This window comes from Streptomyces sp. NPDC002896, assembly GCF_040295225.1.
GTDB lineage: Bacteria > Actinomycetota > Actinomycetes > Streptomycetales > Streptomycetaceae > Streptomyces.
In genome coordinates this window covers 1-24,722 of the sequence record NZ_JBEOVA010000047.1, presented here as the reverse complement: position 1 = coordinate 24,722, position 24,722 = coordinate 1, and the positions used below count along the sequence as shown (strand labels likewise).

The window sequence follows — 24,722 nt, the reverse complement described above, 5'->3', positions numbered from 1 at the left end:
GGCCAAGCAATGTCGGCGCGAGGCGACGACCGGAGGCCGCCCGCCCCTGGCCCGGTGGGCGCCAACCAAGCCCACCGGGCCTGCGGTTCGGCCACGAACGCGGCGCCGGCGAAGCAGCCGGCCGCCCGGCCGGATCTCATCGGACAGCGGGCGGGTGGCCGGTCCCACGGCACGACAAGGGCCGGGCCCGCGAGGCGGGCCCGGCCGACGTCAGGTCACCGGATCAGGGGGCCGTCAGGTCACCGGATCGAGGAAGGTCAGCACGGAGGCGTCCTCCTCGATCAGTGGGGCGAGTGCGGTGTTGAACGGGCCGCCGTACGGGGCCTTCAGGTGTGCCTGGAAGGCGTCCTCGTCCCGGTACACCTCGAAGATCCAGTAGGCACGCGGGCTCGACGCCTTGGTGTAGACGTCGAAGGCGAGGTTGCCGTCTTCCTCGCGCACCTTCTGGGCGTAGTCCAGGATCAGGCGGGCGACCTCGTCCTCCGCACCCTCGCGGGCGGTGAACTCGGCGAGCAGGGTCTTGTTCACGGTGTGGCGTCCTCCGTGGTCAGGCGTGGTTGAGGATCAGTCGCGGTAGGAGTCGAGGTGCCAGACGCGGGCCTGGTCCAGCTTCACCGAGCCGTTCTCGGCGAAGACCTGCACGCCCTGGCTGGCGGGGTCGGGGAAGATCTGGTCGGTGATCACCGCTTCACCGCTGCCGCCGAAGACCTCGACGGACGACCAGTCGACGAGGATCCGCAGCTTCACCTTGCCGTTCTTGGCCTGCAGCGGGGCTCGCTGGACGCCGGGGAAGGTGCTGTTGAAATCCACGGCACCGGAGCGGGTGCGGTCGACGTACAGCTCCTGTGTCGTGGTGTCGTAGCCGATGACGGTCTCCTCGCCGTTGGCGCCGGTGCGCACCTTCAGGCCGAAGCGTTCGGCGTCCTTGAGGGCGAAGGTGGCCTCGATGTCGAGTGCCTTGCCCCTGGCCGCAGGGCCGATCAGGGGCTGTGAGGTGCTCTTGACGGTGACGCCGGCCGCCGTCGCCGGGCTCTTCTCCCGGAGCGACGCCAGGCTGTCGACCGGCTCGCTGGTCAGCCGGATCCGGCCGTCGACGGTGCGCAGGGCCATCTCCCGGGGGGCGCTTTGCGCACCGCGCCAGGGGGAGGTGGGGATGGCGCCGCTGTAGTCCCAGTTGTTCATCCAGCCGATCATGTACCGCTTGCCGCCCGGTGCGTTCTCCCAGGACACCGCCGCGTAGTAGTCCTTGCCGTAGTCGGCCCAGTCGGCGCGCTGCACGACGGACTTGGCGGGGGTGCCGGCGGCGGTGAACTGGTCGGCCATGATGTGGCCCCAGCCGGCGGTGTTCATGTCGACGATCTGGATGCGTGCCTTCTTGCCGGCGTAGGGACGCAGGTCGAAGGAGGACCAGTCCAGGGTCTCGCTGTTGGCGCCGGTGGCGCTGCGGACGACCTGGCCGTCGACGATCAGGTTGACGGACGTCTCCTGGGAGACGGGCTGAGCCTTGGTGTCGGACAGCATGATGTGGTCGACGTTGAGGTGGCCCCAGCCGCCGGTGTTGTCGTCGACGATCCTGATCTGCGCCTTCTTGCCGGCGAGGTCGCTGACGTCCCACGAAGCCCAGTTGAGTGCCTCGGCGTCCTTTCCGGTGGCGCTGCGCACCACTTGGCCGTCGACGAGGAGTTCGACGGCGGTGGGGTCGGCGGAGCCGGCGGGGTGGTTGCCGCCGCCGATGAGGAAGTTGATGTGGTTCTTGTCGACGGTGAATTCGGGCGAGGTGAGGGTGCCGGTGGTGGAGTCGCCGTTCCGGTAGGTGTTGACCAGGCCGTCGCCCAGGAATCCGGAGACTTCTTGCTGGTTGGGGAGGGTGCCGGTGGCCGGTGCCGTGCCGAAGGCGTCTCCGGTCGTCGTCCAGTCGCCGTAGCTGCCGCCTTCGAAGTCGGCGAGGACCGTGCCTGCGGGCGGCGGTCCCTGCTCCATGACGGTTCCGGACTCGTGCGGGTGCCGTCCGCCGCCGACCTTGAAGTTCAGGTAGGAGCTGTCGACGGTGAATTCGGGTGAGGTGAGGGTGCCGGTGGTGCCGTCACCTGAGTGGAAGCTGTTGGCGAGGCTCTTGCCGTCGAAGCCGTCGACTGTCCCCTGCCCGGCCAGTGCCCCGGCCGCCGGTCCCTCGCCGAACGCGGTGCCGGCAGTCGTCCACGTACCGAAGTCGGTGCCCTCAAAGTCCTGAACCACCGTGCCGGTGGGCGGGGTGTAGGTGCCCTTGTCCTCGGCGGTGAACTTCTTGCCGTCGAAGTCGCCGATGAAGTACTGGGCGGCCGAACCGCCCGCGATACCACCCGGGTTGATGTTGACGACCAGAACCCACTTGATGTTGTTCTCGTCCCCGTCGACCGCGAGGGGGAACAGGTCGGGGCACTCCCACACGCCGCCCGTCGCGCCGGCCGGCCCGAACTCGCTGAGCAGGTTCCAGTCCTTGAGGTTCTTGGACGAGTAGAACTGCACCTTGTGCTCGGTGGACAGCGACACCGTCATCAGCCAGCTCTTGGTCGGCGCGTACCACTGGACCTTGGGGTCGCGGAACTCCTTGGAGCCGATGTCGATGACGGGATTGCCCTGGTACTTGGTCCAGGTGCGGCCGCGGTCGGTGCTGTAGGCGAGCGACTGGGCCTGTATGCCCGTGTCCTTGTTGTAGCTGGTGTAGATCGCCACCATGGGCGGGTTCTCCTTCGTGCCGAACCCGGTGGTGTTGTTCCAGTCGACGACCGCGCTACCGGAGAACACCATCTCCTTGTCGTCGTGCGACAGGGCGAGCGGCAACTCCTTCCAGTGCACGAGGTCCTTGCTCACCGCGTGTCCCCAGGACATGTCGCCCCAGGAGTTGCCATTGGGGTTGTACTGGTAGAAGAGGTGGTACTCGCCCTTGTAGTACACGAGGCCGTTGGGGTCGTTCATCCAGTTCTTCTCCGGGGTGAAGTGGAACTGGGGTCTGTAGGTCTCGGAGTACGGCGGGGTGTCGGCAGCGACGGCCTGGGGGGCCAGCGGGGCCCCGGACAGGGCGCAGACGGTCGCCACCGCCGCGATCATCCGGGTGCGGGCATGCCGGGATACACGTCCAGAGCTCATGGGATCTCCTGTGCCGCGGCCGTCCACGCAGCGGAGCCTGCCGCCCGGCGCGGACCGACCGAAAAGTGACGTCTTGTCGGCGCCGTCGTCCGCGGCGCCGACAAGGAGTGTCATCGTTGACTTGTGTCATCGATGACATCGAGTGGCCCGATGATGGGGGCAATCCGGCCAACGCGTCAACAGTTCGGGGGCGATGTAGCCCTACGCAGCTCGTCTGCCCGTCATACGCCGTCGGCTGTGGCCGGCTGCGCCAGCTGGCTCTGCCACGGCGGATTGGGACCGGCAACCGAGCAGGTCAGAGCCGCGACCTGAGCGGCGAACCGGCAGGCCGCCGCGACATCGTCCAGATGGAGTTCCGTCAGCCGGCCACCGAGGAGGCCGTGGGCGCCGAGGTGGTGCAGCAGCCCGGCGGTGAAGGAGTCCCCTGCCCCGACCGTGTCGACGACCTTCGTCGCCACCGCGGGCACCTGAATCCGTTCGCCGTCCAGTGAGGCCAGGACACCGTCGGCGCCGCGCGTGATCACGACGAGCCGCGCCCCGGCCGCGTGCCAGATGTCGCACGCCTGCTCGGGCGATGTGCCCGGCAGCAGGAGTTCCAGGTCGTCCTCGCTCAGCCGCAGCACATCCGCGAGTTCGCACCAGTGCGCCAGCCGGGCGCGGTAGACGTCGGGGTGCACCAGGAGCGGCCGGACATTTGGGTCGATACTGACCGTCGATCCGGGGGCGGCCGCCGCCAGGAATTCCTCCACCACCACCGCCCCGGGTTCCCGGACCAGGGCCAGGGATCCGGTGTGCACACAGGCGGTTTCGGACAGGTCCACCCGCGCCAGTTCCTCGGCCGTCCACTGCCAGTCGGCCGTGCCCTGCGCATGGAAGGAGAACGCAGCCTGCCCCTGGGCGTCCAGCTCCGCCACGGCGAGTGTGCTGGGTTCCGCGGCCGGGACGGCGTTCGAAAGGTCCACCCCCGATGCCTCCAGATGGGCGCGGAACAGGCGGCCGAACACGTCGCCGGACAATCGCGCGAGGAAGCGGGCCGGGGTGCCAAGCCGGGCCAGGGCCACGGCCGTATTCGCAGGTCCGCCGCCGGGCAGGACGCGCAGGGCGAGTTCGTTCGAGGTGCTTGCGGGTTCGGCGAACGCGTCCGCGACGCACTCCCCCAGGACTGTGATCTGACGCGGGCTCATGGGCTGCTCTTCTCTGACGAACACACGGGCAAACCGGACGCGTCGTGGCGCAGCTGCCGGACGACTACGGGCGGGCGACGGCCGCGGGCGTTGCCGATTTGTGACGAGTGCAAGGCATTGACGTTTCCGGGAGACGGAGTCCATCATCCTCGCCATGCAGTGTCAACGATGACATAAGTCAACGATGACACCTCGGGCGGCATGCTCTGATCCCGACCCCGTGCCGCTCGCTATCCCACAGGAGTCGAACATGTCTCGCACCACTCGCCGGTCCTCCTCCCTCCTCAGAGCCGCCGCGGTCACGGGCGTCGCGGCCCTCACCCTGACGGCCTGCGGCTCCGGCTCCGGCTCCGGCTCCGGCTCCGGATCGGGTTCGTCCAGCGCCAGTTCGGGCGACGTCAAGGTCGGTCTGATCACCAAGACCGACACCAACCCGTTCTTCGTGAAGATGAAGGAGGGCGCGGAGAAGGCCGCCAAGGAGAACGGCGCCCAACTGGTCACCGCCGCTGGCAAGTTCGACGGCGACAACGCAGGTCAGGTCACGGCCATCGAGAACATGGTCGCCTCCGGTGTGAAGGGCATCCTGATCACCCCGAGCGACTCCAAGGCCATCGTGCCCGCGATCGCGAAGGCCCGTGCCAAGGGCGTCCTGGTCATCGCCCTGGACACCCCGACCGAGCCGGACAGCGCGGTCGACGCCCTCTTCGCCACCGACAACCTCAAGGCCGGCGAGCTGATCGGCGAGTACGCCAAGGCCGTCATGAAGGGCAAGACCGCGAAGATAGCCACGCTCGACCTCGCGCCGGGCGTGTCCGTCGGCGTCCAGCGGCACAACGGCTTCCTGAAGGGCTTCGGCATCGACGACAAGGACCCGGCAGTCGTCTGCTCCCAGGACACCGGTGGCGACCAGGCCAAGGGCCAGACGGCGATGGAGAACTGCCTCCAGAAAGAGCCCGACATCAACGTCGTCTACACCATCAACGAACCGGCCGCCCTGGGCGCTTACACCGCGCTCAAGGCCAAGGGCCGGGAGAAGGACGTCCTGATCGTCTCCGTCGACGGCGGCTGCACCGGGACCCAGGCGGTCAAGGACGGCAAGATCGCCGCCACGTCCCAGCAGTACCCGCTGAAGATGGCCGCCGAGGGCGTCAAGGCCGTCGTTACGTACGCCAAGGACGGCAAGAAGGCGTCCGGTTACACCGACACGGGCGTCACCCTGATCTCCGACAAGGCGCAGGACGGGGTCACGTCCAAGGACACCGCCTACGGCCTGGAGAACTGCTGGGGCTAAAGCCGCCCCCGAGGACCGTACGACACCGCCTCTCCCCTCAGTCGGGCGGCCGGCCCCTCCTCCTCCCCGACCGGGGACGGCCGCCCCCTCGTCCTCTTGTCCTCCGACAAGGAGTGACAACGACTTCTGTCTTCCGACAAGGACTTCGCATGACAGCCACGACCACGCCGTACGCCGAGCTCAAAGCGCCGACCACGGCCCGCAGACTGCTCACGGCACCGACCACCGGCCCGCTGGTCGCCCTCCTCCTGGCCTGCGCCTTCTTCTCCCTGACGACCGACCAGTTCCTCACGGGCGGCAACTTCTCGCTGATCGTGCAGCAGGTCATGGTCGTCGGCACACTCGCCATCGGACAGACCCTGATCATCCTCACGGCGGGCATCGACCTGTCGTGCGGTGCCGTGATGGCGTTCGGCAGCATCGTGATCGCCAAGATGGCGGCCGAGGGCTCCCTGCCCCCGCTCGTCGCCATCGCTCTGGGCCTGGTCGTCTGCGGCGGCTTCGGGCTGCTCAACGGGCTGCTGGTGCAGAGGATCCCGCTGCCGCCGTTCATCGTCACCCTCGGCATGCTCAACGTGGCGTTCGCGCTGACCCACATCTACTCCGAGGAGCAGACGGTCACCAACCTGCCCGGCCCGCTGACGGCCCTCGGGCAGACCTTCCCGCTCGGCCGCACCGACATCACCTACGGCTCCCTGGTCACCATCGCCCTGTTCCTCCTCCTCGCCTACACGCTGAGCAGCACCGGCTGGGGCCGGCACGTCTATGCGCTGGGCAACAGCCAGGAAGCGGCGCGGCTGAACGGCATCCGCACCTCCCGGCTGACCATCGGCGTCTACACCGTGGCCGGTCTCCTCTACGGCATCGCCGCTCTGCTGCTCATCTCCCGCACCGGAGTCGGCGACCCCCAGGCAGGACAGACCGACAACCTCGACAGCATCACCGCCGTGGTCCTCGGCGGCACCAGCCTCTTCGGCGGACGCGGATCGGTCCTGGGCACCTTCATCGGCGTGCTCATCGTCGGCGTCTTCCGCAACGGCCTGCAGCTGATGGGCGTCGCCTCCATCTACCAGACCCTGATCACCGGAATCCTGGTGATCCTCGCGGTGACCGTCGACCAGATCTCCCGGAAGAAGTCCCGATGACTGCCACCTCCTCCCCGACCCCTGTGCTGCAGGCCCGCGGTCTGGTCAAGCGCTACGGCCACGTCACCGCCATCGACGGCGCCGACTTCGACCTGATGCCCGGCGAGGTCCTCGCCGTCATCGGCGACAATGGAGCCGGCAAGACCAGCCTGATCAAGGCGCTCACCGGCGCGGTGGTCCCCGACGCGGGCGAGATACGCCTCAATGGCGAGCCCATCACCTTCTCCGGTCCGCAGAGTGCACGCGCCCACGGCATCGAGACGGTCTATCAGGACCTCGCCGTGGCCGCCTCCATGGACATCGCCTCGAACATGTTCCTAGGGCGCGAGCTCCGTCGCCCCGGCGTCCTCGGCAGCGTCTTCCGCATGCTGGACAAGAAGCGCATGCGCCAGGAGGCCGCGGAGCACATGGCCGACCTGAAGATCGGCCTGCGTTCGCTCACGCAGTCGGTCGAGACCCTCTCCGGCGGGCAGCGGCAGGCCGTCGCGGTCGCCCGTTCCGTCGCCTGGGCCCGCAGCGTCGTCGTCATGGACGAACCCACCGCCGCCCTCGGTGTCAAGGAATCCGGTCAGGTCCTGGACCTGATCCGCCGCGTCCGGGACAAGGGCATGCCGGTCGTCCTGATCAGCCACAACATGCCGCACGTCTTCGAGATCGCCGACCGGATCCACGTCCACCGGCTGGGCCGGCGCGCCGCCGTGATCAAGCCCTCCGACTACTCCATGGCGGAGGTCGTCGCCATCATGACCGGCGCCCTCACCGTCGATGAGGCCGGAGGTACTGTCGTAGCGGATTCCGAGGCGGCGAAGGCCGCAGGCGTCCAGGCCAACTGACGTACGACTGAAGCACTCACAGGTTCCGGCCGAGGCCGCGGCCGGGACCGACGAGCACAGGAGACCGTTTCCTCCATGGCAGCGAACCGCCGCCCCACCCTGGCAGACGTCGCCCGAGAAGTGGGCGTCAGCGCCAAGACCGTCTCCCGCGTCCTCAACGAGGACGGGCCCGCCTCGGCCCAGACCAGGGAACAGGTTCTCGCCGCCGTGGCCAAGCTCGGCTTCCAGCCCAACCTCATGGCCCGCAACATCCGCGTCGGCGGACCGGACACCACCATCGGACTGGTCATCCCCGACCTCGGCAACCCCTTCTTCGGAGCCGTGGCCCGCAGCATCGAGGACACGGTCCGCGACCGCGGCCTGACCCTGCTCATGGGCTCCTCCGCGGACGATCCCGACCGCGAACGCGCGCTGACGGACAAGTTCCTCGCGCGCCGCATCAGCATCCTGATGGTCGTGCCGTCCGTCGGCGCCGACCACTCCCACCTCAAGACCCACCGCGCCGCGGGCCTGCCCGTCGTCTTCCTCGACCGTCCGGGAGCGGGCCTGGCCACGGACAGCGTCGTCAGCTCCAACCGTGACGGCGCCCACGAAGGCGTCGCCCATCTGATCGCCCACGGACACCAGCGCATCGGGTTCATCGGCGACCTTCCCACCAAGCTCTACACACGCCGCGAGCGCCTGGCCGGCTACCGCACGGCTCTACAGGAAGCCGGCATCCCCTACGACCGTTCCCTGGTCACCAGCGCCCACGACCAGCACGGGGCCTCCGCTGCCACATCCCAGCTACTGGGCCTGGCGGATCCCCCCACCGCCCTGTTCGCCGGCAACAACATCGTCGCGCTGGGAATCGTCACCGAACTCGCCCGCAGCAAACGGAAGGACGTCGCCGTCGTCGCCTTCGACGACGTGGAGCTCGCCGAGGCACTCGAGCCGGCCCTGACCGTCGTCGCCCAGGACCCCGAAGAAATCGGCAGAGCGGCAGCGACCACCGCCCTGGCCCGCCTGGACAGCGACCGCTCCCGCGCCCGCACCATCACCGTCCCCACCCGACTGATCGTCCGGGGGTCGGGCGAGCGCCCCGCTCGGGTGCTGCAGGAGGCTTGATCCTCTCGGTTGGCGAGAGCAGTCCGGGTCACACCGATGCGGTCAGATCCCACGCCTCGACCGCGTACGCGGCGGACGCCACGCCCATGGTGCCCATCTGCACGCGCCAAGGGCCCTCGCCGACAAGGTAGAAGCGCACGGTGAGGGTGCGGCCGGATGCTGTGAAGAGTTCGGCGACCGAGTGGTCCAGCAAGATCCGCAGGGTCGCTGTGCGCCTTTCCGGCGGGAGGCGCCAACGGCCGCCCTTCGCACGGGGATCGAGGGAGGCGCGGTCGCGCTGACACGGCGGTGTCCCGGAACCCGGTCGGCCCGGGCCCCGGGACCGCCCGAAGCCGGAACGGTCGCGCCCGCCAGGGGGCGTCAGCGGACAGGCAGCGGCAGGACGCGCCGATAGGCGACGACGGCGACGGCCGCGACCACCACGTGCATCACCATCAGTGCACCGACGGCCAGCGGGCCACTGCCGGGCGTGTCGCCACCGAGCAGGGACAGGTCGGGCACGAACGACACGACCACGAGCACGGGCACCAGCCACCGCAGCAGCCCCGCCGGGTTCTTGGCGACGCGACGGACGACCGCCCAGCCGATGGCGCCGAGGACGACGCCGAACACGGTCAGCGGCGCATACGCGGTGGGGTGCAGCGGATCGAAATCGGCCGACGCCCCCGCCGCGCGGGCGAGCAACGCGACCACCGCGTTCCCGAGTACACCCACGACAGCCGCCGCGAGAAGCCCCGCGACCACGGTCAGGGCGCGGGAGCGCGGCGCGGACGGGGCGGACGAGACGGCATCGGGGACGGAACCGGGCATGGGGACCTCCTGGAGAGGAGCAGGGACGACAGATGCAGCGACAGAAGACATGCGTTTGAGAGTTCAAACACTGCAGACGCTACTCCCACAGTGTTTGATCAGGCAAACATCTCGACTAAAGTGGCCGCCATGGCTCCCACCCGCTGGCTCACTCCCGAGGAGCTGAGAGCCTGGATCGACTTCGTCGACTGCTCGACCCTGATGAGCGATTACCTCGATCAGCAGCTGCGGCGCGACGCCGCCATGACGCACGCGGACTACAGCCTCCTGGCTCGCCTGTCCGCGGCGCCCGACCGCACCCTGGGGATGTCCTTCCTCGCCGAGCAGCTGAAGTTCACCCGCAGCCGCCTCACGCGCGCGGTGATCCGCCTGGAAGCGTCCGGCTACGTACGGCGCCGGGACGACCCGGCCGACGGGCGCGGACAGCTGGTCGAACTCACCGACGACGCCATGGAAGTGATGACCAAGGCGGCCCCCGGCCATGTGGCCGCCGTCCGCCGCGTGATGTTCGACGCACTCAGCCCCGAACAGGTGGAGCAGCTCGCCACCATCACTGCCACCGTGGTCGCCTCCCTCAAGCAGGCCGACGAGGAGGACGCCTACCCGTCGGCCCTGCCGTGGCACCGGCGCTGATACCGGCCGACAACCGACCGGCTGGGCCACCCGCCATGAGCGCAGTTCCAACAAGCCGGTACTCGAACGCGCGTGGGGCGCCCTGGCCCGCGTGGGAGAGCTGCACACCGCACCCCGGCATCGCCCGCCGGGCCTGGATCCGCACCCGGGCTCGGCATGGCACATGCGGCGTGGGAACCACCGCCGGGGATATGTCCCGTCGCGCCACTGTGTCGAGCTGGGGCAGGTCGTGGAGGCGCACACGCTCATCGGTGCGTTTCACTGCGCCAGGCGCACCTCCCGCCGCGGTCTTCCCGCCAAAGCGCCAATCCAAAACGGCGCCGTCAACGTACTAACAGCAGGGTCGCAACCCGGGGGTCCGCCCTCGGGCGGCTGGTTCCCGTACAGCGGAAAGGTGCATCCACCATGCGAGTACAACGCGCGAGGCGTCTCGTAGCGGCGTCCGCGGTCAGCGTTCTGATGGCTGGCGGCGCTGCGGTCGGCGCAGCAGGTACGGCCGCAGCGGCAACCCCTGCCGTGCACACTCATGTGACCACCAACGAGTGTGACGACCGCGGTGACTGGGGCGGGGGCTGCTTCGACCATGGCCGCTCCCATCACCGCTTTGATCACCGCGACCACCGCTTCGATCACCGCGATCACCGCTTCGACCACCGCTTCGACTACCGCTTCGACTACCGCTTCAACCAAGGCTTCGTGATCATCGTGCTGCCGCGCTAGCAACGGGTCGACTGACGGTTTCCGAGCACCGGGTCGGTGGCGAGATTGCGGCCGATGGTGAGCCAGTCGACGCCGCGAGGCGCAGGTCGATTGCGTCGGCGCGACGCTTGGCGATGGCGGCACGCTGCGCCTTGGTGCGGCGGGTCAGTGCTGGTTCCTCCGGCGGTGCGCCCCCGCGCACGCCTGCCCATGATCGCACTGCACCCAACAAAGGCGGTGACGGACGGGCATCTGCGTCGACGCGGCAACAGAAGTAAGACCGTGTGGCGCAGCGCGGCGCGACGTGATCCAAACACGAGCATCGCGAGCCGCACCAACGACATCCCTGAGCCCGTGGTGCTGAACGGCGTGGTGTACGCGGGATCCATCACGGGATCCCTCTTCGCGGTCGCCCCGCCCGCAGCTTGAGCGAGACGGGCCGCGCCCGGCGCGGCGGCGCGGCCGCTCGCCGACTTCCTCGCACCCGAGACCCCCACCGGCGCGGTCACCACCGCGATCAACAGGCCGACGGCCAGACCGGCCAGGCACCCGACCAAGCCCCGCTAGGGCGAGGCAGCGGTCTCTCCTGAGTCAGGCGGCCAAGCGCCCCAGAGTCTCCTGGAAGGAGACGGCGTCCTTGGGGGGCCGGTTGTGGGGCAGCTTGGCCAGGAGGGCGGCCATGCCGCAGGTGTTGGTCACGCCGGAGAAGACCAGTCCGGCGCCGACGGCTCCGGACAGCCAGTGCGCGGGCTGCCAGGCCAGTCCGGCCAGGAAGCCGACGACGACCAGGGAACCGGCGGCCAGCCGGACCTGGCGGTCCATGGGCCAGGTGGTGCGGGCTCCGGCGGGCCGCTCGACGGCGTGTCCGGCCGCGGCCCAGGCGCTGGTGCCGCCGTCCAGTGTGGCCGCCTCGATGCCCAGGTCGGCCAATTGGCCACAGGCCTTGGCCGAGCGGGCTCCGGATGCGCACACCACCAGCAGAGGCGTGCGACCGGCAGCGGTCTTCAGGGCGTCGGCGGCCTCCTCGATGCGGTCCAGGGGGACGTTGTGGGCGCCCGGCAGGTGGCCGGCGGCGTACTCACCGGGAGAGCGCACATCGACGACGGTGAACTCCCCGAAGCGAGAGGTGGCCTGGCCCGGGGTCAGAGTGGTGAGGGTGGTCACGGAACAATTCCTTTCATTGGCCGGTTTCCCTCCACGGTAAAATACCCATGGGGGTATACCGAGGAGGATGTGTGCAACTCGACATGACGACCGACGAACTGAAGTCGGCGCTGAATCGGCTGCGGCGCGCCCAGGGGCAGATCTCGGGGATCATCCGGATGATCGAGGAGGGCCGGGACTGCGAGGAGGTCATCACGCAGCTGGCCGCTGTCTCCCGCGCCCTGGACCGGGCCGGGTTCTCGATCATCGCGACGGGGTTGCAGCAGTGCATGTCCGGCGAGAGCCCCAAGGAGCAGGATTCCGCACAGATGCGGGCACGGCTGGAGAAGCTCTTCCTGTCATTGGCCTGAGTTCCCTGCGGGTCTGCCGTGGCCGCCCAGACAGCCTGGGCGGCCACGGCAGACCCGCACACGTTTCACAGCAGGGCGCCGATCCCCATGGCCACCGCGACGGTCAGCAACAGGCTGCCGAAGACGCGTTGCAGCGTGGCGGGTGACACCTTCGCGCTCAGCCGCTTGCCGTCCCAGGCGCCCAGGACGGCGGCCGCGATGAACGGCATGATCAGGGTCCAGTTCAGCGTGGTGGCGGTGGCCGTCCGGGCGATCAGGGCGACGAGCGCGTTGGCGATGATGACCAGCAGACTGGTGCCGACGGCCGCGCTCATCGGCACGGCGAGCACGGCCACCAGTGCCGGGACGGCGAGGAAGCCACCGCCGACTCCGAGGAATCCTGTCACCGCACCCAGCCCGGCCCCGGCCCCCGCCGCACGCGGCGCCGACACCGTCCCGTTCTCTGGCGGCGTCCGGCGGCGCAACATGCGGAGCGCGGCCAGGACGGCAAGAGCCGCGAAAGCCAGGGTCAGCACAGTGGCCGGTATATGCGTGGAAAGGGCGCCCGCGACGGCTGCGGGCAGCAGCCCCGCCGCCGCGAACAGCAACCCGGCCCGCCAGCGCACCGCTCCCGCGCGGGCGTGCGCCAGCAGGGCGGTGAGCGAGGTGACGATCACGATGACCAGGCTGGCGGTGGTCGCCTCGGCCGGGCTGAAACCCAGCAGGTAGATCAGGGCCGGTACGGTCAGGATGCTGCCGCCCGCCCCGAGCGAGCCCAGTGCCAGACCGACCAGCGCCCCGGCCAGCAGTGCCAGGATCAGCGCGGTCATATGACGGTGCCCGCTGCGCCGTGCCCGTCCTGGACCGGCAGGCCCTGCTCAGCCCAGGCGATCATGCCGCCGGTGACGTCCACCGCCTCCACCCCCCGCCCGGCCAGCAGCTTCGCGGCCTGTTGAGAGCGGTTGCCCGAGCGGCAGATCAGGACCAGGCTGCATCCGTCCGCTGGGCCGGGTACGTCCGCAGCGCCAGGTACGTCCGCTGCCCCGGCGGCCAGCTGCGACAACGGAGCATGCAGCGCGCCGGGGGCGTGACCGGCCCGGTACTCGTCCGCCTCACGGACGTCGAGCAGCACCGCCGTACATCGCTGGAGCATGTGGTGGGCCTGCGCAGGGGGGATGCGGCCGGGGCCGCATGGGGAGAAGAGCATCGTTTCGTTCCTTGGGTGCTCCTCGACTGCCGGACCGCCGATGGCCGGGCAGACGAGGCCGTGCGGTCAGTTCCGGGCAGGCGCCACAAGCGGGAGGCCGGCATCGGCGGCCGCTGCGTAGCGGTCGTCGACGGCCACCACCTCACGCCCGGCGGCATCGAGCACGGACGCGGCGATCGCCGCGCGCATCCCGCCGGCGCAGTGCACCCACACCGTGCCCGTGGGCACCTCGTCCAGGCGCTGGTGGACCTGATGAATCGGGATGTGCACGCTGCCCTCGATCCAGCCGCCGGCCCGCTCGGCGGCGCGGCGCACGTCCAGGACCACCACGTTCTCGCCCCGCTCGCGCGCGGCGGCCAGGTCGGCGAAGGTCGCCCGCGGGAACGACGCCGGCCGATCCTTCTCGGTGACCCAGTCGGCCGGGGACCCGATGGCCGCGGCGGCCGGGCGGTCGATGCCCACCCGGGCCAGTTCGCGCTGGGCCCGGCTGATCTCCTCGGGGCTCTCCGCCAGCAGCGTCACCGGCTTGCCCCACGGGATCACCCACGCCAGGTAGGTCGCCAGCTGCCCCTCGAGCTCGAAGTTGACCGAACCGGCCACGTGGCCGGCGGCGAAGGCCACCCGGTTACGCAGGTCGACGACCCACTCCCCCGCCGCAAGGCGCCGCTCGATCTCGCCCGCGTCGGCGCGCTGCGGAGGGGTGAGGTCCATCGGCGCGGGACCGGCGGCATTGGCCGGACCCATGTGCGCGTAGTAGGCCGGCACATCGTCGAGTCGGGACAGCAGCTCGCGGACGAAGGTCTCCACGTCCTGAGTCAGCGCCGGGTTGGACGCCTTCTCCACACCGATGGTGCTGTGCTCCCCGCCGGCCTGGGCGGAGGAGCAGAAACTGCCGAAGCCGTGCGTGGGCATCACCGCCACCTCGTCGTCCAGCTCCGTCGCGAGCCGGTGCGCGGAGGCGTGCTGGGCCCGGGCCAGCTGCTTGGTCAGCCGCGGCTCCACCAGGTCGGGCCGCCCCACACTGCCGATGAGCAGCGACCCACCCGTGAAGGCGGCCACCGCACGCCCGTCCTCCTCCAGCACGTAGGAGGTGTGGTGCGGAGTGTGTCCCGGGGTTGCCACGGCCCGCAGCACAAGGCCCTCGTCGACGCCCTCCACGTCCCCGTCGGCCACGGGAACTCGTTCGTACGCCACCGACGCCCCGGCGGGCACCAGATAACGGGCACCGGTCAGCCGGGCCAGCTCCAGGCCGCCGGTCACGTAGTCGTTGTGCACGTGCGTCTCGGCGACCGCCGTGATCCGCACTCCTCGCCGAGCTGCCGCGGCGATCACGCGGTCGATGTCCCGCGGCGGGTCCACCACGACCGCGGCCCGGGCTCCGCCCGCCAGATAGCTCCGGTTGCCCAGACCTTCGGTCTCCAGGATGTCGGCAAAGAACACGGCGCTCGCTCTCCCTCACTACGTTTTACCCCCCGGGGTATCCGCGTTCACCGTAACAGAGATACCCAGGGGGGTATTTTGGAGGGTGTGCGACGGCCGTCACATGAGCGAGTTCATTCAGAGGCCGAAAAGGGCTGGGCTGATCCTGGAGCCCACGGGACCTGGGCTTGGCTGGAGGGTGTTTCAGCAGGTCGTCATGGTGACGGGCACGAGTTCGCTGCGACGTACGCGATCCTGCTGTGGCTGACGACAACGGGACAGGACCCGCTGCACACGTCCTCCGCCCCCACCACCTGCGTCATGCTCGTCGCCCCGCTGGTGCCCGTGGCCGCGGCCGTCCGCGTCACCGCGCGCCAGGACCGCGCCCCCGCGCAACGGGCGTCATACCTTCTCCATCGTTCCCCTCACCCAATGCGCTCCGTCCCGGGCACTGTTCGCCTGGGCGCGCCGTCTAGGGTGCGGGCATGATCTCGCAAGGCTACCTTTCTGAACTGTTCTCGCTGGACGGCCGCGTTGCCGTGGTGACGGGCGGCAGTTCCGGCATCGGCCGGGCCATCGCCGGGGCTCTCGCGCGAGCGGGTGCGAGCGTGGTGGTCGTGGCGCGCAAGGAGGCGGAGCTGGCCGCCACGGTCGATGAGCTGGCGGCGGACGGCTGCCGGGCGGCCTGGGTGAGCGCCGACTTGAGCACCCGCGACGGTGTGCGCGCGGCGGCGGAGCAAGCGGCCGCGGTGTTCGGCGAGCCCGACATCCTGGTCAACAGCGCCGGGATCAACCTGCGGCCGCCGATGGGCGAGTTGGGCGAGGAGGTGTGGGACGCCACGATGGCGGTGAACCTGGAGGCGCCGCATCTTCTGGGCCGGCGGTTCGGTCCCGGCATGGCCGAGCGGGGCTTCGGGCGGATCATCCACATCACCTCCCAGCAGGCGCATCGGGCGTTCGTCCAAAGCGGCGCCTACGGGGTCTCCAAGGGGGCGCTGGAGTCGCTGGCCCGCTCCCAGGCCGAGGCCTGGTCACCGCACGGCGTCACCTGCAACACTCTGGTGCCGGGCTTTGTGATGACCCCGCTCAACGCGCAGCTGTCGTCCGACCCGGAGAAGGTGGCGGAGCTGGCCGCGCGCACGATGATCGGACGCAACGGCCTGGCCGAGGACTTCGCGGGTGCAGCGGTGTTCCTGGCGAGCCGCGCCTCCGGCTACGTCACAGGGCAGGCGATCTTCGTCGACGGCGGGTTCTCCGTTCACTGAGCTCAGAAGCGCCGACCCGGCCCGGCGCCGGGCGGTCCACCGAGGCCGGGTGGGCGACTTCGCCCTGCACGAGCCCATGGTGCTCGGCCACGTCGCCGCCCTCAGGCCCGGCACCCACGGACCGGCCGGACCGGCAGTCGGTACCGCCGTAGCGGTCCATCCCCCGCCGCGGATCAGCGAACCGTCGATGCCTGTGCCGACGCCGACGCCCGTGCCGAGGTTGACGACGGCCATGCTCTCGACGACCACGGTCGCCGAGCTGAGCCCGGTGTGCCGGGCGAGTTCCTGGCGGGTGGACGGCCCGAGTTCGAACAGCGCACGCAGGACCTCGCAACGGTTCTCGCTACGGAGATCACGGGCCGTGCGCCGCGACACCATTCCCCCTCAGTCGTTCGGCGACTCCAGCCGTAGCGTACGGAGCTCCGGATCGCCCTGCCCCTCGATTCCCCTGATCAGGAGGGTCAGCCCGGACCATCCCGCCGGAACCCAGAGCGCGTCCGGGTCTCCGCCCGAGAAGGCCGGTCGGTCGCCGACCCAGATGCGGCCCAGGCACTCGCCGGCGGCCCATCCGGTCGCGCGGATCTGCGATCCGTCCAGCCGTATCAGGAAGCCGTCGCCGGATGGCGGCAGGTCGACGTCGAGCCATGCCTCCTCACCCGGTTTCAGAGCCAGCGGTAGTGGGATGTCCTGCGCGGGACCGGCCTCGGCGGCGAACCCGGTCAGCAGGTCGTCGTCCTGCACGGCGCACGACCAGTCCGTCACCTGCTCGAGGCTGAGCAACTCGGCGCGAAGGCCGCCGCCGCTCGGGTGGTGCGGCATCGTGATCGAGACCTGATGGCTACCGGCGGGCAGCAGGAGCCAGGGATCCTCGGCATGGACGGTGGTCGGCTCGCCGTCGTCCACGGTCACGCGCACCGGCTCGACCACACCCCGCAGGTGCAGCGCCGACACGGTTTTCGACTGGATACCGCGCGTGTAGGTGATGGGTATACCGACGCGGGTGCTGCTCCAGCCGCCGAGCTCCCTTGTGGGCGCCGGTACGCCCGCCCACTGGCCGTGCACCGTCCACAGAGCCGACACGTCCCTCACGTCCCGGACCGTCCACAGCGTGCCGAGTCCGCGAAGCGCGCCGAGGCGGAGTGCGGGCAGGCGCGCGTCGTCGAAGTTGGCGTGCCCCCAGATCTCCACGAGGGCCTCGATTGCGGCGCTGCCCGTCACATCGTGGACGCCGATCCGCTGCGCCGCACCGAATCCGGCGGCCGTCGGAAGTACCCGGCCGGCGATCGACAGGTCGACGATGTCCGCCGCGCCGACGAGAAGCAGTTCGTCGACGCCCGTCAGATCCGCCGTGGTCCGGTAGGTTCCGCGCCCCCGGTAGGCGCCGAGCGACTCCAGCGTCGGCGGCAGCTCGTGGCTGCCCGCCGGGTTCTCGGGAGCGGCGACCGACCGCCGCCGCACCGCCTGTACGGTGGCCGGCGGCGTCGTGTCCTGCCGGTCCGGCGCGTCGGTCAGTTGCACGGTGCCGTCGCGGTCCAGCACTTGGAGGCGGGCGGCGTCCGACGGCGCCAGCACGACAAGCGTCAGTCCGTCGACGATCGTCCGCTCGGGTGCGCCGTTCGCCGGTGCCGGGATCTCCACCTGGGTTCCACCCAGGACGACGGTGACCGGCACGTCGGAGGAGAACGCCAGCGCGCCCTCCGTCGCCGCGACCAGATCCGCCGACGCCAGGGTCAGCGTCGCGTCGGAACCCCAGGACCGCAACGGCACGTCCACCAGCATCAGCGGACATGAGTCCGGTGCGACGGCAACCGATTCGCCGTTCACCACCGCCCTGCCCGGTGCCGTGCCGAGATTCGGTACGGCAATCAGCTGGCCGCCTTCATGAAGGTCCAGAGCCGACGGCGACGAGCTGGTCGGAAAGTCGGCGGTGACCTCCACGCGAGGCACGGTCGACGTTGCGAGCGCCAGCCGCGATCCCAACGCGTCGATGACGCGCGCGAACACCTGTGCCTCGGTGTACTCGGGCCTTTCGGCACCGGTTGACGAGACGTATCCGCCGAAGTCGTAGCCGTGGCTCATGAAGTTGCCGGGGTTGCCCCAGTTCCCGCTGGACGGCGTGTACCCGAAGTTCCACCCGGACGACTGCAGATACGGCGCGATCAACGAGGCGCCGCTCGCCAGCAGCCGCCGCAGCGTCCGATGGCGCCGATTCGTCTCGGTGATCAGCAGCGGCACACCGCGGTCCGCCACCATCTCGGCGTAGCGCCGTACTTCGGGTTCGATGTGCGGGGAGTCGTCGTCCGGGTAGAAGTTGCACGCCGGTACGACCCCAGGGACGTCTCCGGTGGCACCCGTGAGATCACCCTGTCCGGCGCAGGCGATCAGCGGCACGGTGATGCCGTGGTGAACTACCTGGTCGCGCAGGGCGGTCAGATATCCCGTGCGGTCCTCGCAGTCGAAGAAGTCCAGCTCGTTCTCCAACTGCACCATGATGACCGGGCCGCCCTCCGGGTACTGGCGGTCGGCCAGAATGGGCAGCACTTGATCGAACCACGCGCTGACCTGGGCGAGGAACCGCGGTTCGTGCTGACGGACCCTCAGGTCGGGATCGAGGCCCAACCAGGCGGGCAGCGCGCCGCCGTCCCACTCTGAGCAGATGTACGGGCCTGGCCGCGCGATGACGTACAGCCCGGTCTCCTGCGCGAGATCCAGGAAGGCGGCGACGTCCCGCCGGCCCTCGAAGGACCAGCGGCCGGGCGCCGTCTCGTGGAAGTTCCACGGCAGATAGACGTCCACGCAGGTGTATCCCGACGCCCGTACCTGTTCGAGCCGCGAACGCCACTGCTCCCGCGGAAGGCGGAAGTAGAACAGCGACGCGCACAGCACGACGCGCGGACTGCCGTCGGTCCAGATGCCCCGGGCGTCGAGCTCGATGCCGCTGTTGACGATGGCCGGATGACTCACTTGACCCCCGCGCTTCCGCCGCTGATGTCCATTTCGTACAGGTACCGCTGGCCGAGGTAGTAGACGGCGATCATCGGCAGCGTGAGAAGGATCGAACCGACCATCACCAGGTTCCACGGCGGCGGCTGGCCTGCCACGCCCGTGGTGGTGATGTACTGCACGCCCAGCGCCAGCGGCATCTTCGACTCGTCGTTGAGGTAGATCAACGGCCCCATGAAGTCACCCCAGTTGTACGTCAGGGTGAAGATGCCGATCGCGATCAGCACGGGCCACAGCATCGGGAGCATGATGCGCCGGTAGATGCCGAAGAATCCGAGCCCGTCCACCATGGCCGCCTCGTCGAGCTGATTCGGCAGACGGGAGACGAACTGGCGTACAAGGAAGACGTTGAACGCGTTCGAGAAGAAGTTGGGCACGATCAGCGGCAGATAGGTGTTCACCCAGCCCAGGTCCTTGAACAGGATGAACTGCGGGATCATCGTGATCTGCGTCGGAATCATCATCGTCGCGATGACGACGAGGAACATCACGTTCTTCCCGGGGGCCCTCAGACGCGCGAACGCGTAGCCGACCAGGCCGCTCGACACCATCTGGCCGATGACTGAACCGACCGAGATGATCAGGGAGTTGACCAGGAACCGGCCCATCGGCAGATCACTGCTGAAGACCCGGGTGAAGTTCTCCCAGCGGAACTCGTGCGGGAAGATCGTGAACCCGTTGGTGGCCACCGTGTGGTCGCTCGACAGTGCGATGGACACGGCGAACACCAGCGGCGTCGACAGCAGCGCCGACACGACGATCAGGGTCGCGTAGGTGAAGGGTGTCGCCCGGAACACCCGCAGGACGCGGGGCGCACCGCTCGCGCCCCCTTCGTCCTGGCGGCGCTTTTCGCCTTCGTGCTGCGGCGCGGCGGCGGATACCACGGTCGCCATCACTTCACCTCGGTCTCGTAGAACACCCAGCGGCGGGTGGTGCGGAAGGCCAGCAGGGTGAACACCAGGATCACGGCGAACAGCAGCCACGAGATCGCCGACGCGTAGCCCATGTGGTAATAGGAGAACGCCTGGTCGAACAGGTACGGCACCATCGTCTGGCTCGCGTTGTACGTACCGGGCTGGGAGGCCTTGGGCGTGAGGATGTACACCTGTGAGAAGACCTGGAACGCCGCGATCAGCCCCATCACCAGGTTGAAGAAGATGACCGGGGTCAGCTGCGGCACCGTGATGCTCCAGAACTGCCGCACCGGGCCGGCGCCGTCGATTTCGGCCGCCTCGTACAGCTCTTGCGGAATGCCCCTCATCGCGGCGAGCAGCAGGACGGTCGCGCTGCCCGCGCTCCACACCGACAGCAGGATCAGTGCGTACTTCACCCAGCCCGGGTCCAGCAGCCACTGCGGCCCGGAGATACCGATCTTGCCGAGCACGTCGTTGAGCGGACCCGACGGGGCGAGTACCACCCGGAAGGCCATCGAGGCGGCGACCAGGGGCACCAGCGTCGGCAGGTAGATCAGGGTGCGGAACAGCTTGCGGCCACGAACCTGCTTGTTGAGCAGGTTCGCCAGCCACAGCCCGATCAGCAGTCCGAGAGGGACGGAGATCGCCGCGTAGTGGAAGGTGTTCCCGAGGGCCTTCCAGAACACCGGATCCTCGGTCAGCAGCTTGGTGTAGTTCTGCAGGCCGACCCACTTGGGCGCGGTGAAGGAGTCCCAGTCCGTCATCGAGAGGTAGATCGACGAGATCATCGGCCCCAGCAGGAACACGAGGAACCCGATCACCCACGGCGAGACGAACAGGTAGAACCAGAGCGCCTCACGGCGCCGCAGCTTCGACATGGCCATCGTCGGCTATCCCGCGGACTTGATGATGGACTCGAGGTTCTTCTGGACCGCGCTGAGCGCGTTCTTGGCGCTCTTCTCCTTGCCGAGCCAGAAGTCGGCCAGTCCGGTGTCGAACGCCGCCTGCATCTCGTTCCACTCGGGAATGAACGGCGCCTTGAAGAGGAAGGAGCTCGACTCGCCGAACACGCCCATGTTCACCGGCGTCTTCATCCACGCCGGCTTGAGGAACGCCTCGCTCTGCTGCACCTCGAGGTTGGCCGGCACGTCCTCGCCGGTGGCGATGATCTGCTGCTGGGCCGTCGGCGAGGTGAGGAAGTCGATCGCCTTCATCGCGTTCTTGGGGTTCTTGGCGGTACGGGAGATGGCGAGGCCGCTGCCGAAGGAGGACACGGCCTGCTTCTTGCCGCGCCACATCGGTGCGATGTCCCACTCGAACTTGGTGTCCGTGAGGCCGGCGATGGCCCAGAACCCGGTGGTGTTGACCGCGACCTTGCCGGCCGCGAAGGCCTGGTCACCGCCGACGTCCGTGCCCATGTCGGCGTACTGGGCCTTCGTCGGCACCACGCCGTGCTTGAAGAGCAGGTCGCCCGCCCACTGCAACGCCTCGACGACCTCGTCGCTGTCCACCGCCGGCTTGCCGTTCGCGTCGATGATGGTGCCGCCGTTCTGGTACGCGAAGCTCCACCACTGGGGCCACCAGCCCGCGCCCCCGTAGCCCCACGTCTTGCCCTTGCTCGTCAGCTCCTTGAACGCGTCGAGGGTGTCGTCCCACGTCCAGTCGGCCGTGGGCGCCTTGATGCCCTTCGACTCGAACAGGGTCTTGTTGTAGTAGACGATCATCGCGCCGGAACGGTCCGGTATCGCGTAGACCTTGTCCTGGTACGAGTAGAGCGACCCGATCGACCCGAACCGCTTGCTCAGGTCCAGCCCCGCGCTCTTGGCGAGGTCGTCCAGCGGCTGGAGCTGGTTCTTGCTCGAGTAGACGTTGACGTTCTCCGCGACCTGCATGATGTCCGGGCCCTTGCCGCCCGCGATCATCGTCTGCACCTTCTGCGGGTACGAGTCCGACGGGATCAGCTGGAGCTTCACCTTCAGGTCGGGGTACTTCTTCACCAGCAGGTCGATGCGCTTCTGGTACGTGGTCCGGTCGGTCTCGCCGCCCCACACCGTCATCACGAGGGGCTCATCGCTCGAACCGCTGCTGGAGCCGCACGCCGTGAGCGTGATGACGCCCGCCGCGACTCCCAGACCAAGAAAACTCCGACGTGAAACCTGCGCTCTGTCAAGCGACATGGCACTGCCCTTCCTTGGACGTGTCACAGCTCTGGAGGTCGCCCGACGACTGGGCCGGGCTTCGAGTGGCGGTTAAACTAACCATCGTTTTAAGTCAGGGACAAGACCTTGTTTCCCACGCGTTTCTGATCGCATCTCAGTCGTTATGCCGCCGCGGAAGCGGCCGCAGGACGACCAATCTGGTTCGCGCACCTCTCTTGACTCAGGCGGAACGCGCGGGGAGCCTGTATCGATACAAGGCACCTGCAACTGTCGGCACTCCGGACTGCCCTTTTCACGGGCACGATCCAGCGTCCGCTCTTCGGAAAGAGCGACGTCGCCCACTCAGTGGTTCAGGCCCCTTCGCCGCCTGGAGGCTCAGGTTCATGGTGCTGCGGGCTGCGTGACTCCAGCACGTCCAGGTCGCGCTCGGCGTACAGGCGGTGCTGCCACTCCTCGTTGAGGATGCACAGCAGGCAATCCCGGACGGGATAGCTCTCCGGCCCGGGCCACCCGGGTTCGGTGACCGGTACCGTGCGGGAGCTCAGCTGCTCGTCGGTGAGGTCGTTCAGCACCTGGCGCATCGTGGCCATCCGGTCCGTCCGTAGGGCCACGACCTCGTCCAGCGACGGGCGTGCGTCTCGGTCGCGCGGCACGCCGGGTTCGTCCTGCATCTGGTCGAAAGGCAGGTCAAGGGGGTCCCATGGGCTCGGGTCCCCGAGCATCACGCGCCGGATCCATGCGTCGGTGGCGAACACCAGGTGACGCAGGGTCTCGATGAAGGACCACTCGCCGTCGACCGATTCGTGCAGCAGTTCCGGGCTCAGCCGGCGGGCGCGCGCCACGGTTCCGTCCCACAGCCGCTCGAGGATCTCCCATGCCTCGCGGAAACCCGCTGGATCGGTCGGGCGCATCTTGGCCCGGTCCGGGTGGCGTCGGTCCAGCTCGGCCTCGACCAGCGGTGCGATGTCCACGCCGTTGATCGTGAGGTTCCACACCTCACCCATGATGTCCACGTTGAACAACTCGACGCCGCGCATCAGGACGCCGCTCATGTTGACCTGCTCTAAGCGGGCACCGCTCAGGTCGGCGACGTAGAACCGGGCGCCGGTCATCGCCACATGCTCGAAAGTGGCTCCCCGCAGGCTTCCGTCAGACTCACCCATGTCAGTCCCCCCGGGGATGTCGGACCACCTTCGATTCGACAGTACCGACCAGCTCTGACAAGACGCCCGATTCTGGTATCACCGGCAGGCCCGAGCGGTCCGTGTGCGGATCGTCCCGGGGTAGTTGTCGACCTTCACACACAGGCCGCCACGGGTGTACGGATGCTCTCGGTCACCGGTCACATCGACCGCCTTGCCGTCCTTGACGGTCACGAGCATGGCGCAGGTATCGGGACAGTCATGCGGGCACGCGCCACGCGTCACCGCGCCGCCCGTCGCCTCCGTTGCGTTCATGATGCTCTCCTCGAATCGAAGCTGCTCCCATCGTGGGAGAGCAGGAAGGAGCGGCACGCGACGGCGAGCGACACATGTTCGACCTGGCGCGACAGGATTCGTCCCGGAGGCCTGCCGCATGTGCGGGCATGTTCAGGTGGCCGCGGTCACCGTGAGCCGCAGCCGGGCGCCGTCCCCTCCGCCGAGCCGGATCTCCTGCCGGGTCTTGACCGTGTCGGTGGCCAGCCAGGGGTTGTCGTCCGTGCCCGGGTGCAGTACGAACTCGGGGTGGTCGCTGCTGTGCAGGTGGAGGCGGAGTCGGTGGCCGGGGCGCAGCCGGTAGCCCGCGTGTCCGAGGGACAGATCGACCCGGTGCGCTGGGCCGGGGACGTGGGCGCGGCCGTGCGCGATGAGTTCCGCCTCGCCGTCCGGGTGCACGTCCAGCAGTTTGGCGAACAGGTCGCTGGACGGGCCGGTGGTGGACAGGTGCAGCGACAGGGTGACCGGGCCGGTCAGGTCGAGCGCGTCGGGCGTCCGTGCGGCGTCGAAGACCGCGACGTCCGGGCGGGTGGACCAGTCCTGCAGGCGGGGGTTGGTCTGCAGATACGCGAAGGAGTTCGGGGAGGCCGACGGCACCGGGTCGGCCGGCTCGTGGACCCAGGATGCGGTGCCGGTGACGGGCTCCTTCTCGGCCAACTCACCCTCTGCCAAGTGGAGTTCGTATGTCACCGACCCGGTCGGCGGCCACGTGGCGGACTCACGGAAACCGCGCTCGGCGGCGTGCACCTGGTGCCAGCGCACTTTGGGCAGGTCCTCGGCGGCGCCCTGATGACGCAGGAAGATGTCGAAGAAGTCGAGGGCCGGGTCCAGGTAGCGCGGCAGCATGCCCTGGAGTGCCTCGGTGTTCAGGGTGTGGTCGGCGTCGGGGCCGTGCTGGGCGGGGCTGCGGTCGACGTGGTGGTTCTCGTGGTCGATCGCGTCGATGAGCAGGTAGTGCA

At 69.1% G+C, this 24,722-nt stretch carries 24 protein-coding genes; 8 read left to right on the top strand and 16 right to left on the bottom strand.

The features are described from left to right. Nucleotides 1-234: 234 nt before the first annotated feature. From ABT009_RS42720 to ABT009_RS42710, 3 genes are all read right to left on the bottom strand, one after another. On the bottom strand, nt 235-528 hold the full coding sequence (locus tag ABT009_RS42720; RefSeq protein ID WP_351307243.1) for a putative quinol monooxygenase: 294 nt from the start codon (nt 526-528) through the stop codon (nt 235-237). Nucleotides 529-564: 36 nt separating this feature from the next. Next, nucleotides 565-3,126, bottom strand: a complete 2,562-nt coding sequence (locus ABT009_RS42715; RefSeq protein ID WP_351307242.1) for a GH32 C-terminal domain-containing protein — start codon at nt 3,124-3,126, stop codon at nt 565-567. A 221-nt stretch (nt 3,127-3,347) separates the two neighbouring features. Further along, nucleotides 3,348-4,310 (bottom strand): carbohydrate kinase family protein, encoded by a 963-nt coding sequence (locus ABT009_RS42710; RefSeq protein ID WP_351307240.1) that lies wholly within the window; start codon nt 4,308-4,310, stop codon nt 3,348-3,350. Nucleotides 4,311-4,560: 250 nt separating this feature from the next. Between ABT009_RS42710 and ABT009_RS42705 the strand changes: the two genes are divergently transcribed. From ABT009_RS42705 to ABT009_RS42690, 4 genes are all read left to right on the top strand, one after another. Next, nucleotides 4,561-5,601: a sugar ABC transporter substrate-binding protein gene (locus tag ABT009_RS42705; protein WP_351307238.1), complete on the top strand. Its 1,041-nt coding sequence runs from the start codon at nt 4,561-4,563 to the stop codon at nt 5,599-5,601. Nucleotides 5,602-5,750: 149 nt separating this feature from the next. After that, nucleotides 5,751-6,746 (top strand): ABC transporter permease, encoded by a 996-nt coding sequence (locus tag ABT009_RS42700; protein WP_351307236.1) that lies wholly within the window; start codon nt 5,751-5,753, stop codon nt 6,744-6,746. Further along, nucleotides 6,743-7,579, top strand: coding sequence for an ATP-binding cassette domain-containing protein (locus ABT009_RS42695; RefSeq protein WP_351307235.1), 837 nt, complete (start codon nt 6,743-6,745; stop codon nt 7,577-7,579). The genes ABT009_RS42700 and ABT009_RS42695 overlap by 4 nt, the downstream gene beginning before the upstream one ends. 75 nt (nt 7,580-7,654) lie before the next feature. Continuing rightward, nucleotides 7,655-8,686, top strand: a complete 1,032-nt coding sequence (locus ABT009_RS42690) for a LacI family DNA-binding transcriptional regulator (RefSeq protein WP_351307233.1) — start codon at nt 7,655-7,657, stop codon at nt 8,684-8,686. A gap of 28 nt (nt 8,687-8,714) precedes the next feature. Here the strand turns inward: ABT009_RS42690 and ABT009_RS42685 are convergent, their stop codons facing one another. Together ABT009_RS42685 and ABT009_RS42680 are read right to left on the bottom strand one after the other, a co-directional pair. Beyond that, nucleotides 8,715-8,879 (bottom strand): hypothetical protein, encoded by a 165-nt coding sequence (locus tag ABT009_RS42685; protein WP_351307231.1) that lies wholly within the window; start codon nt 8,877-8,879, stop codon nt 8,715-8,717. Nucleotides 8,880-9,046: 167 nt separating this feature from the next. After that, nucleotides 9,047-9,496: a DUF6069 family protein gene (locus tag ABT009_RS42680; protein WP_351307229.1), complete on the bottom strand. Its 450-nt coding sequence runs from the start codon at nt 9,494-9,496 to the stop codon at nt 9,047-9,049. Between the two features lie 129 nt (nt 9,497-9,625). Here ABT009_RS42680 and ABT009_RS42675 point away from each other — a divergent pair, with 129 nt between their 5' ends. Continuing rightward, entirely contained in the window at nt 9,626-10,129 is a 504-nt protein-coding gene (locus ABT009_RS42675; protein WP_351307227.1) for a MarR family winged helix-turn-helix transcriptional regulator, read from the top strand. 528 nt (nt 10,130-10,657) lie between these two features. Then, on the top strand, nt 10,658-10,849 hold the full coding sequence (locus ABT009_RS42670; protein WP_351307225.1) for a hypothetical protein: 192 nt from the start codon (nt 10,658-10,660) through the stop codon (nt 10,847-10,849). Between the two features lie 570 nt (nt 10,850-11,419). On the opposite strand, the gene ABT009_RS42665 is transcribed toward ABT009_RS42670, so the two are convergent. Continuing rightward, a complete protein-coding gene (locus ABT009_RS42665) occupies nt 11,420-11,992 on the bottom strand; it encodes a rhodanese-like domain-containing protein (RefSeq protein WP_351307223.1) in 573 nt (190 codons plus the stop codon). 71 nt (nt 11,993-12,063) lie between these two features. On the opposite strand from ABT009_RS42665, the gene ABT009_RS42660 reads away from it, so the two are divergent. Next, nucleotides 12,064-12,342: a metal-sensitive transcriptional regulator gene (locus ABT009_RS42660; protein ID WP_351307222.1), complete on the top strand. Its 279-nt coding sequence runs from the start codon at nt 12,064-12,066 to the stop codon at nt 12,340-12,342. A gap of 65 nt (nt 12,343-12,407) precedes the next feature. Here ABT009_RS42660 and ABT009_RS42655 read toward each other — a convergent pair whose 3' ends face one another. The 3 genes from ABT009_RS42655 to ABT009_RS42645 all read right to left on the bottom strand — a co-directional run bounded on the left by ABT009_RS42655 (nt 12,408) and on the right by ABT009_RS42645 (nt 14,968). Next, nucleotides 12,408-13,151, bottom strand: coding sequence for a sulfite exporter TauE/SafE family protein (locus tag ABT009_RS42655; RefSeq protein WP_351307220.1), 744 nt, complete (start codon nt 13,149-13,151; stop codon nt 12,408-12,410). Further along, entirely contained in the window at nt 13,148-13,528 is a 381-nt protein-coding gene (locus ABT009_RS42650; protein WP_351307218.1) for a rhodanese-like domain-containing protein, read from the bottom strand. The genes ABT009_RS42655 and ABT009_RS42650 overlap by 4 nt, the downstream gene beginning before the upstream one ends. A 66-nt stretch (nt 13,529-13,594) precedes the next feature. After that, nucleotides 13,595-14,968 carry an MBL fold metallo-hydrolase gene (locus ABT009_RS42645; RefSeq protein ID WP_351307216.1) on the bottom strand — a complete coding sequence of 458 codons (1,374 nt, stop codon included), beginning with the start codon at nt 14,966-14,968 and terminating at the stop codon, nt 13,595-13,597. Nucleotides 14,969-15,432: 464 nt separating this feature from the next. Here ABT009_RS42645 and ABT009_RS42640 point away from each other — a divergent pair, with 464 nt between their 5' ends. Further along, nucleotides 15,433-16,212 (top strand): SDR family NAD(P)-dependent oxidoreductase, encoded by a 780-nt coding sequence (locus tag ABT009_RS42640; RefSeq protein ID WP_351307214.1) that lies wholly within the window; start codon nt 15,433-15,435, stop codon nt 16,210-16,212. Nucleotides 16,213-16,596: 384 nt separating this feature from the next. Here ABT009_RS42640 and ABT009_RS42630 read toward each other — a convergent pair whose 3' ends face one another. From ABT009_RS42630 to ABT009_RS42600, 7 genes are all read right to left on the bottom strand, one after another. After that, entirely contained in the window at nt 16,597-19,176 is a 2,580-nt protein-coding gene (locus ABT009_RS42630) for a beta-galactosidase (protein ID WP_351307213.1), read from the bottom strand. Then, complete coding sequence (locus ABT009_RS42625) at nt 19,173-20,108, bottom strand: carbohydrate ABC transporter permease (RefSeq protein WP_351307211.1); 936 nt, start codon at nt 20,106-20,108, stop codon at nt 19,173-19,175. The genes ABT009_RS42630 and ABT009_RS42625 overlap by 4 nt, the downstream gene beginning before the upstream one ends. Continuing rightward, nucleotides 20,108-21,013, bottom strand: a complete 906-nt coding sequence (locus ABT009_RS42620) for a carbohydrate ABC transporter permease (protein WP_351307209.1) — start codon at nt 21,011-21,013, stop codon at nt 20,108-20,110. Before ABT009_RS42620 ends, ABT009_RS42625 begins: the two co-directional genes overlap by 1 nt. A gap of 6 nt (nt 21,014-21,019) precedes the next feature. Then, nucleotides 21,020-22,306: an ABC transporter substrate-binding protein gene (locus ABT009_RS42615; RefSeq protein WP_351307207.1), complete on the bottom strand. Its 1,287-nt coding sequence runs from the start codon at nt 22,304-22,306 to the stop codon at nt 21,020-21,022. A gap of 332 nt (nt 22,307-22,638) precedes the next feature. Continuing rightward, the gene (locus ABT009_RS42610; protein WP_351307205.1) at nt 22,639-23,451 is read right to left on the bottom strand and encodes a DinB family protein; all 813 of its coding nucleotides are present in this window, start codon (nt 23,449-23,451) and stop codon (nt 22,639-22,641) included. A gap of 78 nt (nt 23,452-23,529) precedes the next feature. After that, nucleotides 23,530-23,745: a hypothetical protein gene (locus ABT009_RS42605; RefSeq protein ID WP_351307204.1), complete on the bottom strand. Its 216-nt coding sequence runs from the start codon at nt 23,743-23,745 to the stop codon at nt 23,530-23,532. Between the two features lie 132 nt (nt 23,746-23,877). Next, on the bottom strand, nt 23,878-24,722 hold an 845-nt coding region (locus tag ABT009_RS42600), incomplete at its 5' end, for a CocE/NonD family hydrolase (protein WP_351307202.1).

Bases quoted from the DNA above. Each gene is read 5' to 3' on its own strand.
- ABT009_RS42715 (WP_351307242.1), bottom strand. From the start codon at position 3,126: ATGAGCTCTGGACGTGTATCCCGGCATGCCCGCACCCGGATGATCGCG.
- ABT009_RS42710 (WP_351307240.1), bottom strand. From the start codon at position 4,310: ATGAGCCCGCGTCAGATCACAGTCCTGGGGGAGTGCGTCGCGGACGCG.
- ABT009_RS42705 (WP_351307238.1), top strand. From the start codon at position 4,561: ATGTCTCGCACCACTCGCCGGTCCTCCTCCCTCCTCAGAGCCGCCGCG.
- ABT009_RS42700 (WP_351307236.1), top strand. From the start codon at position 5,751: ATGACAGCCACGACCACGCCGTACGCCGAGCTCAAAGCGCCGACCACG.
- ABT009_RS42695 (WP_351307235.1), top strand. From the start codon at position 6,743: ATGACTGCCACCTCCTCCCCGACCCCTGTGCTGCAGGCCCGCGGTCTG.
- ABT009_RS42690 (WP_351307233.1), top strand. From the start codon at position 7,655: ATGGCAGCGAACCGCCGCCCCACCCTGGCAGACGTCGCCCGAGAAGTG.
- ABT009_RS42680 (WP_351307229.1), bottom strand. From the start codon at position 9,496: ATGCCCGGTTCCGTCCCCGATGCCGTCTCGTCCGCCCCGTCCGCGCCG.
- ABT009_RS42675 (WP_351307227.1), top strand. From the start codon at position 9,626: ATGGCTCCCACCCGCTGGCTCACTCCCGAGGAGCTGAGAGCCTGGATC.
- ABT009_RS42655 (WP_351307220.1), bottom strand. From the start codon at position 13,151: ATGACCGCGCTGATCCTGGCACTGCTGGCCGGGGCGCTGGTCGGTCTG.
- ABT009_RS42650 (WP_351307218.1), bottom strand. From the start codon at position 13,528: ATGCTCTTCTCCCCATGCGGCCCCGGCCGCATCCCCCCTGCGCAGGCC.
- ABT009_RS42640 (WP_351307214.1), top strand. From the start codon at position 15,433: ATGATCTCGCAAGGCTACCTTTCTGAACTGTTCTCGCTGGACGGCCGC.
- ABT009_RS42625 (WP_351307211.1), bottom strand. From the start codon at position 20,108: ATGGCGACCGTGGTATCCGCCGCCGCGCCGCAGCACGAAGGCGAAAAG.
- ABT009_RS42620 (WP_351307209.1), bottom strand. From the start codon at position 21,013: ATGGCCATGTCGAAGCTGCGGCGCCGTGAGGCGCTCTGGTTCTACCTG.
- ABT009_RS42615 (WP_351307207.1), bottom strand. From the start codon at position 22,306: ATGTCGCTTGACAGAGCGCAGGTTTCACGTCGGAGTTTTCTTGGTCTG.
- ABT009_RS42610 (WP_351307205.1), bottom strand. From the start codon at position 23,451: ATGGGTGAGTCTGACGGAAGCCTGCGGGGAGCCACTTTCGAGCATGTG.
- ABT009_RS42605 (WP_351307204.1), bottom strand. From the start codon at position 23,745: ATGAACGCAACGGAGGCGACGGGCGGCGCGGTGACGCGTGGCGCGTGC.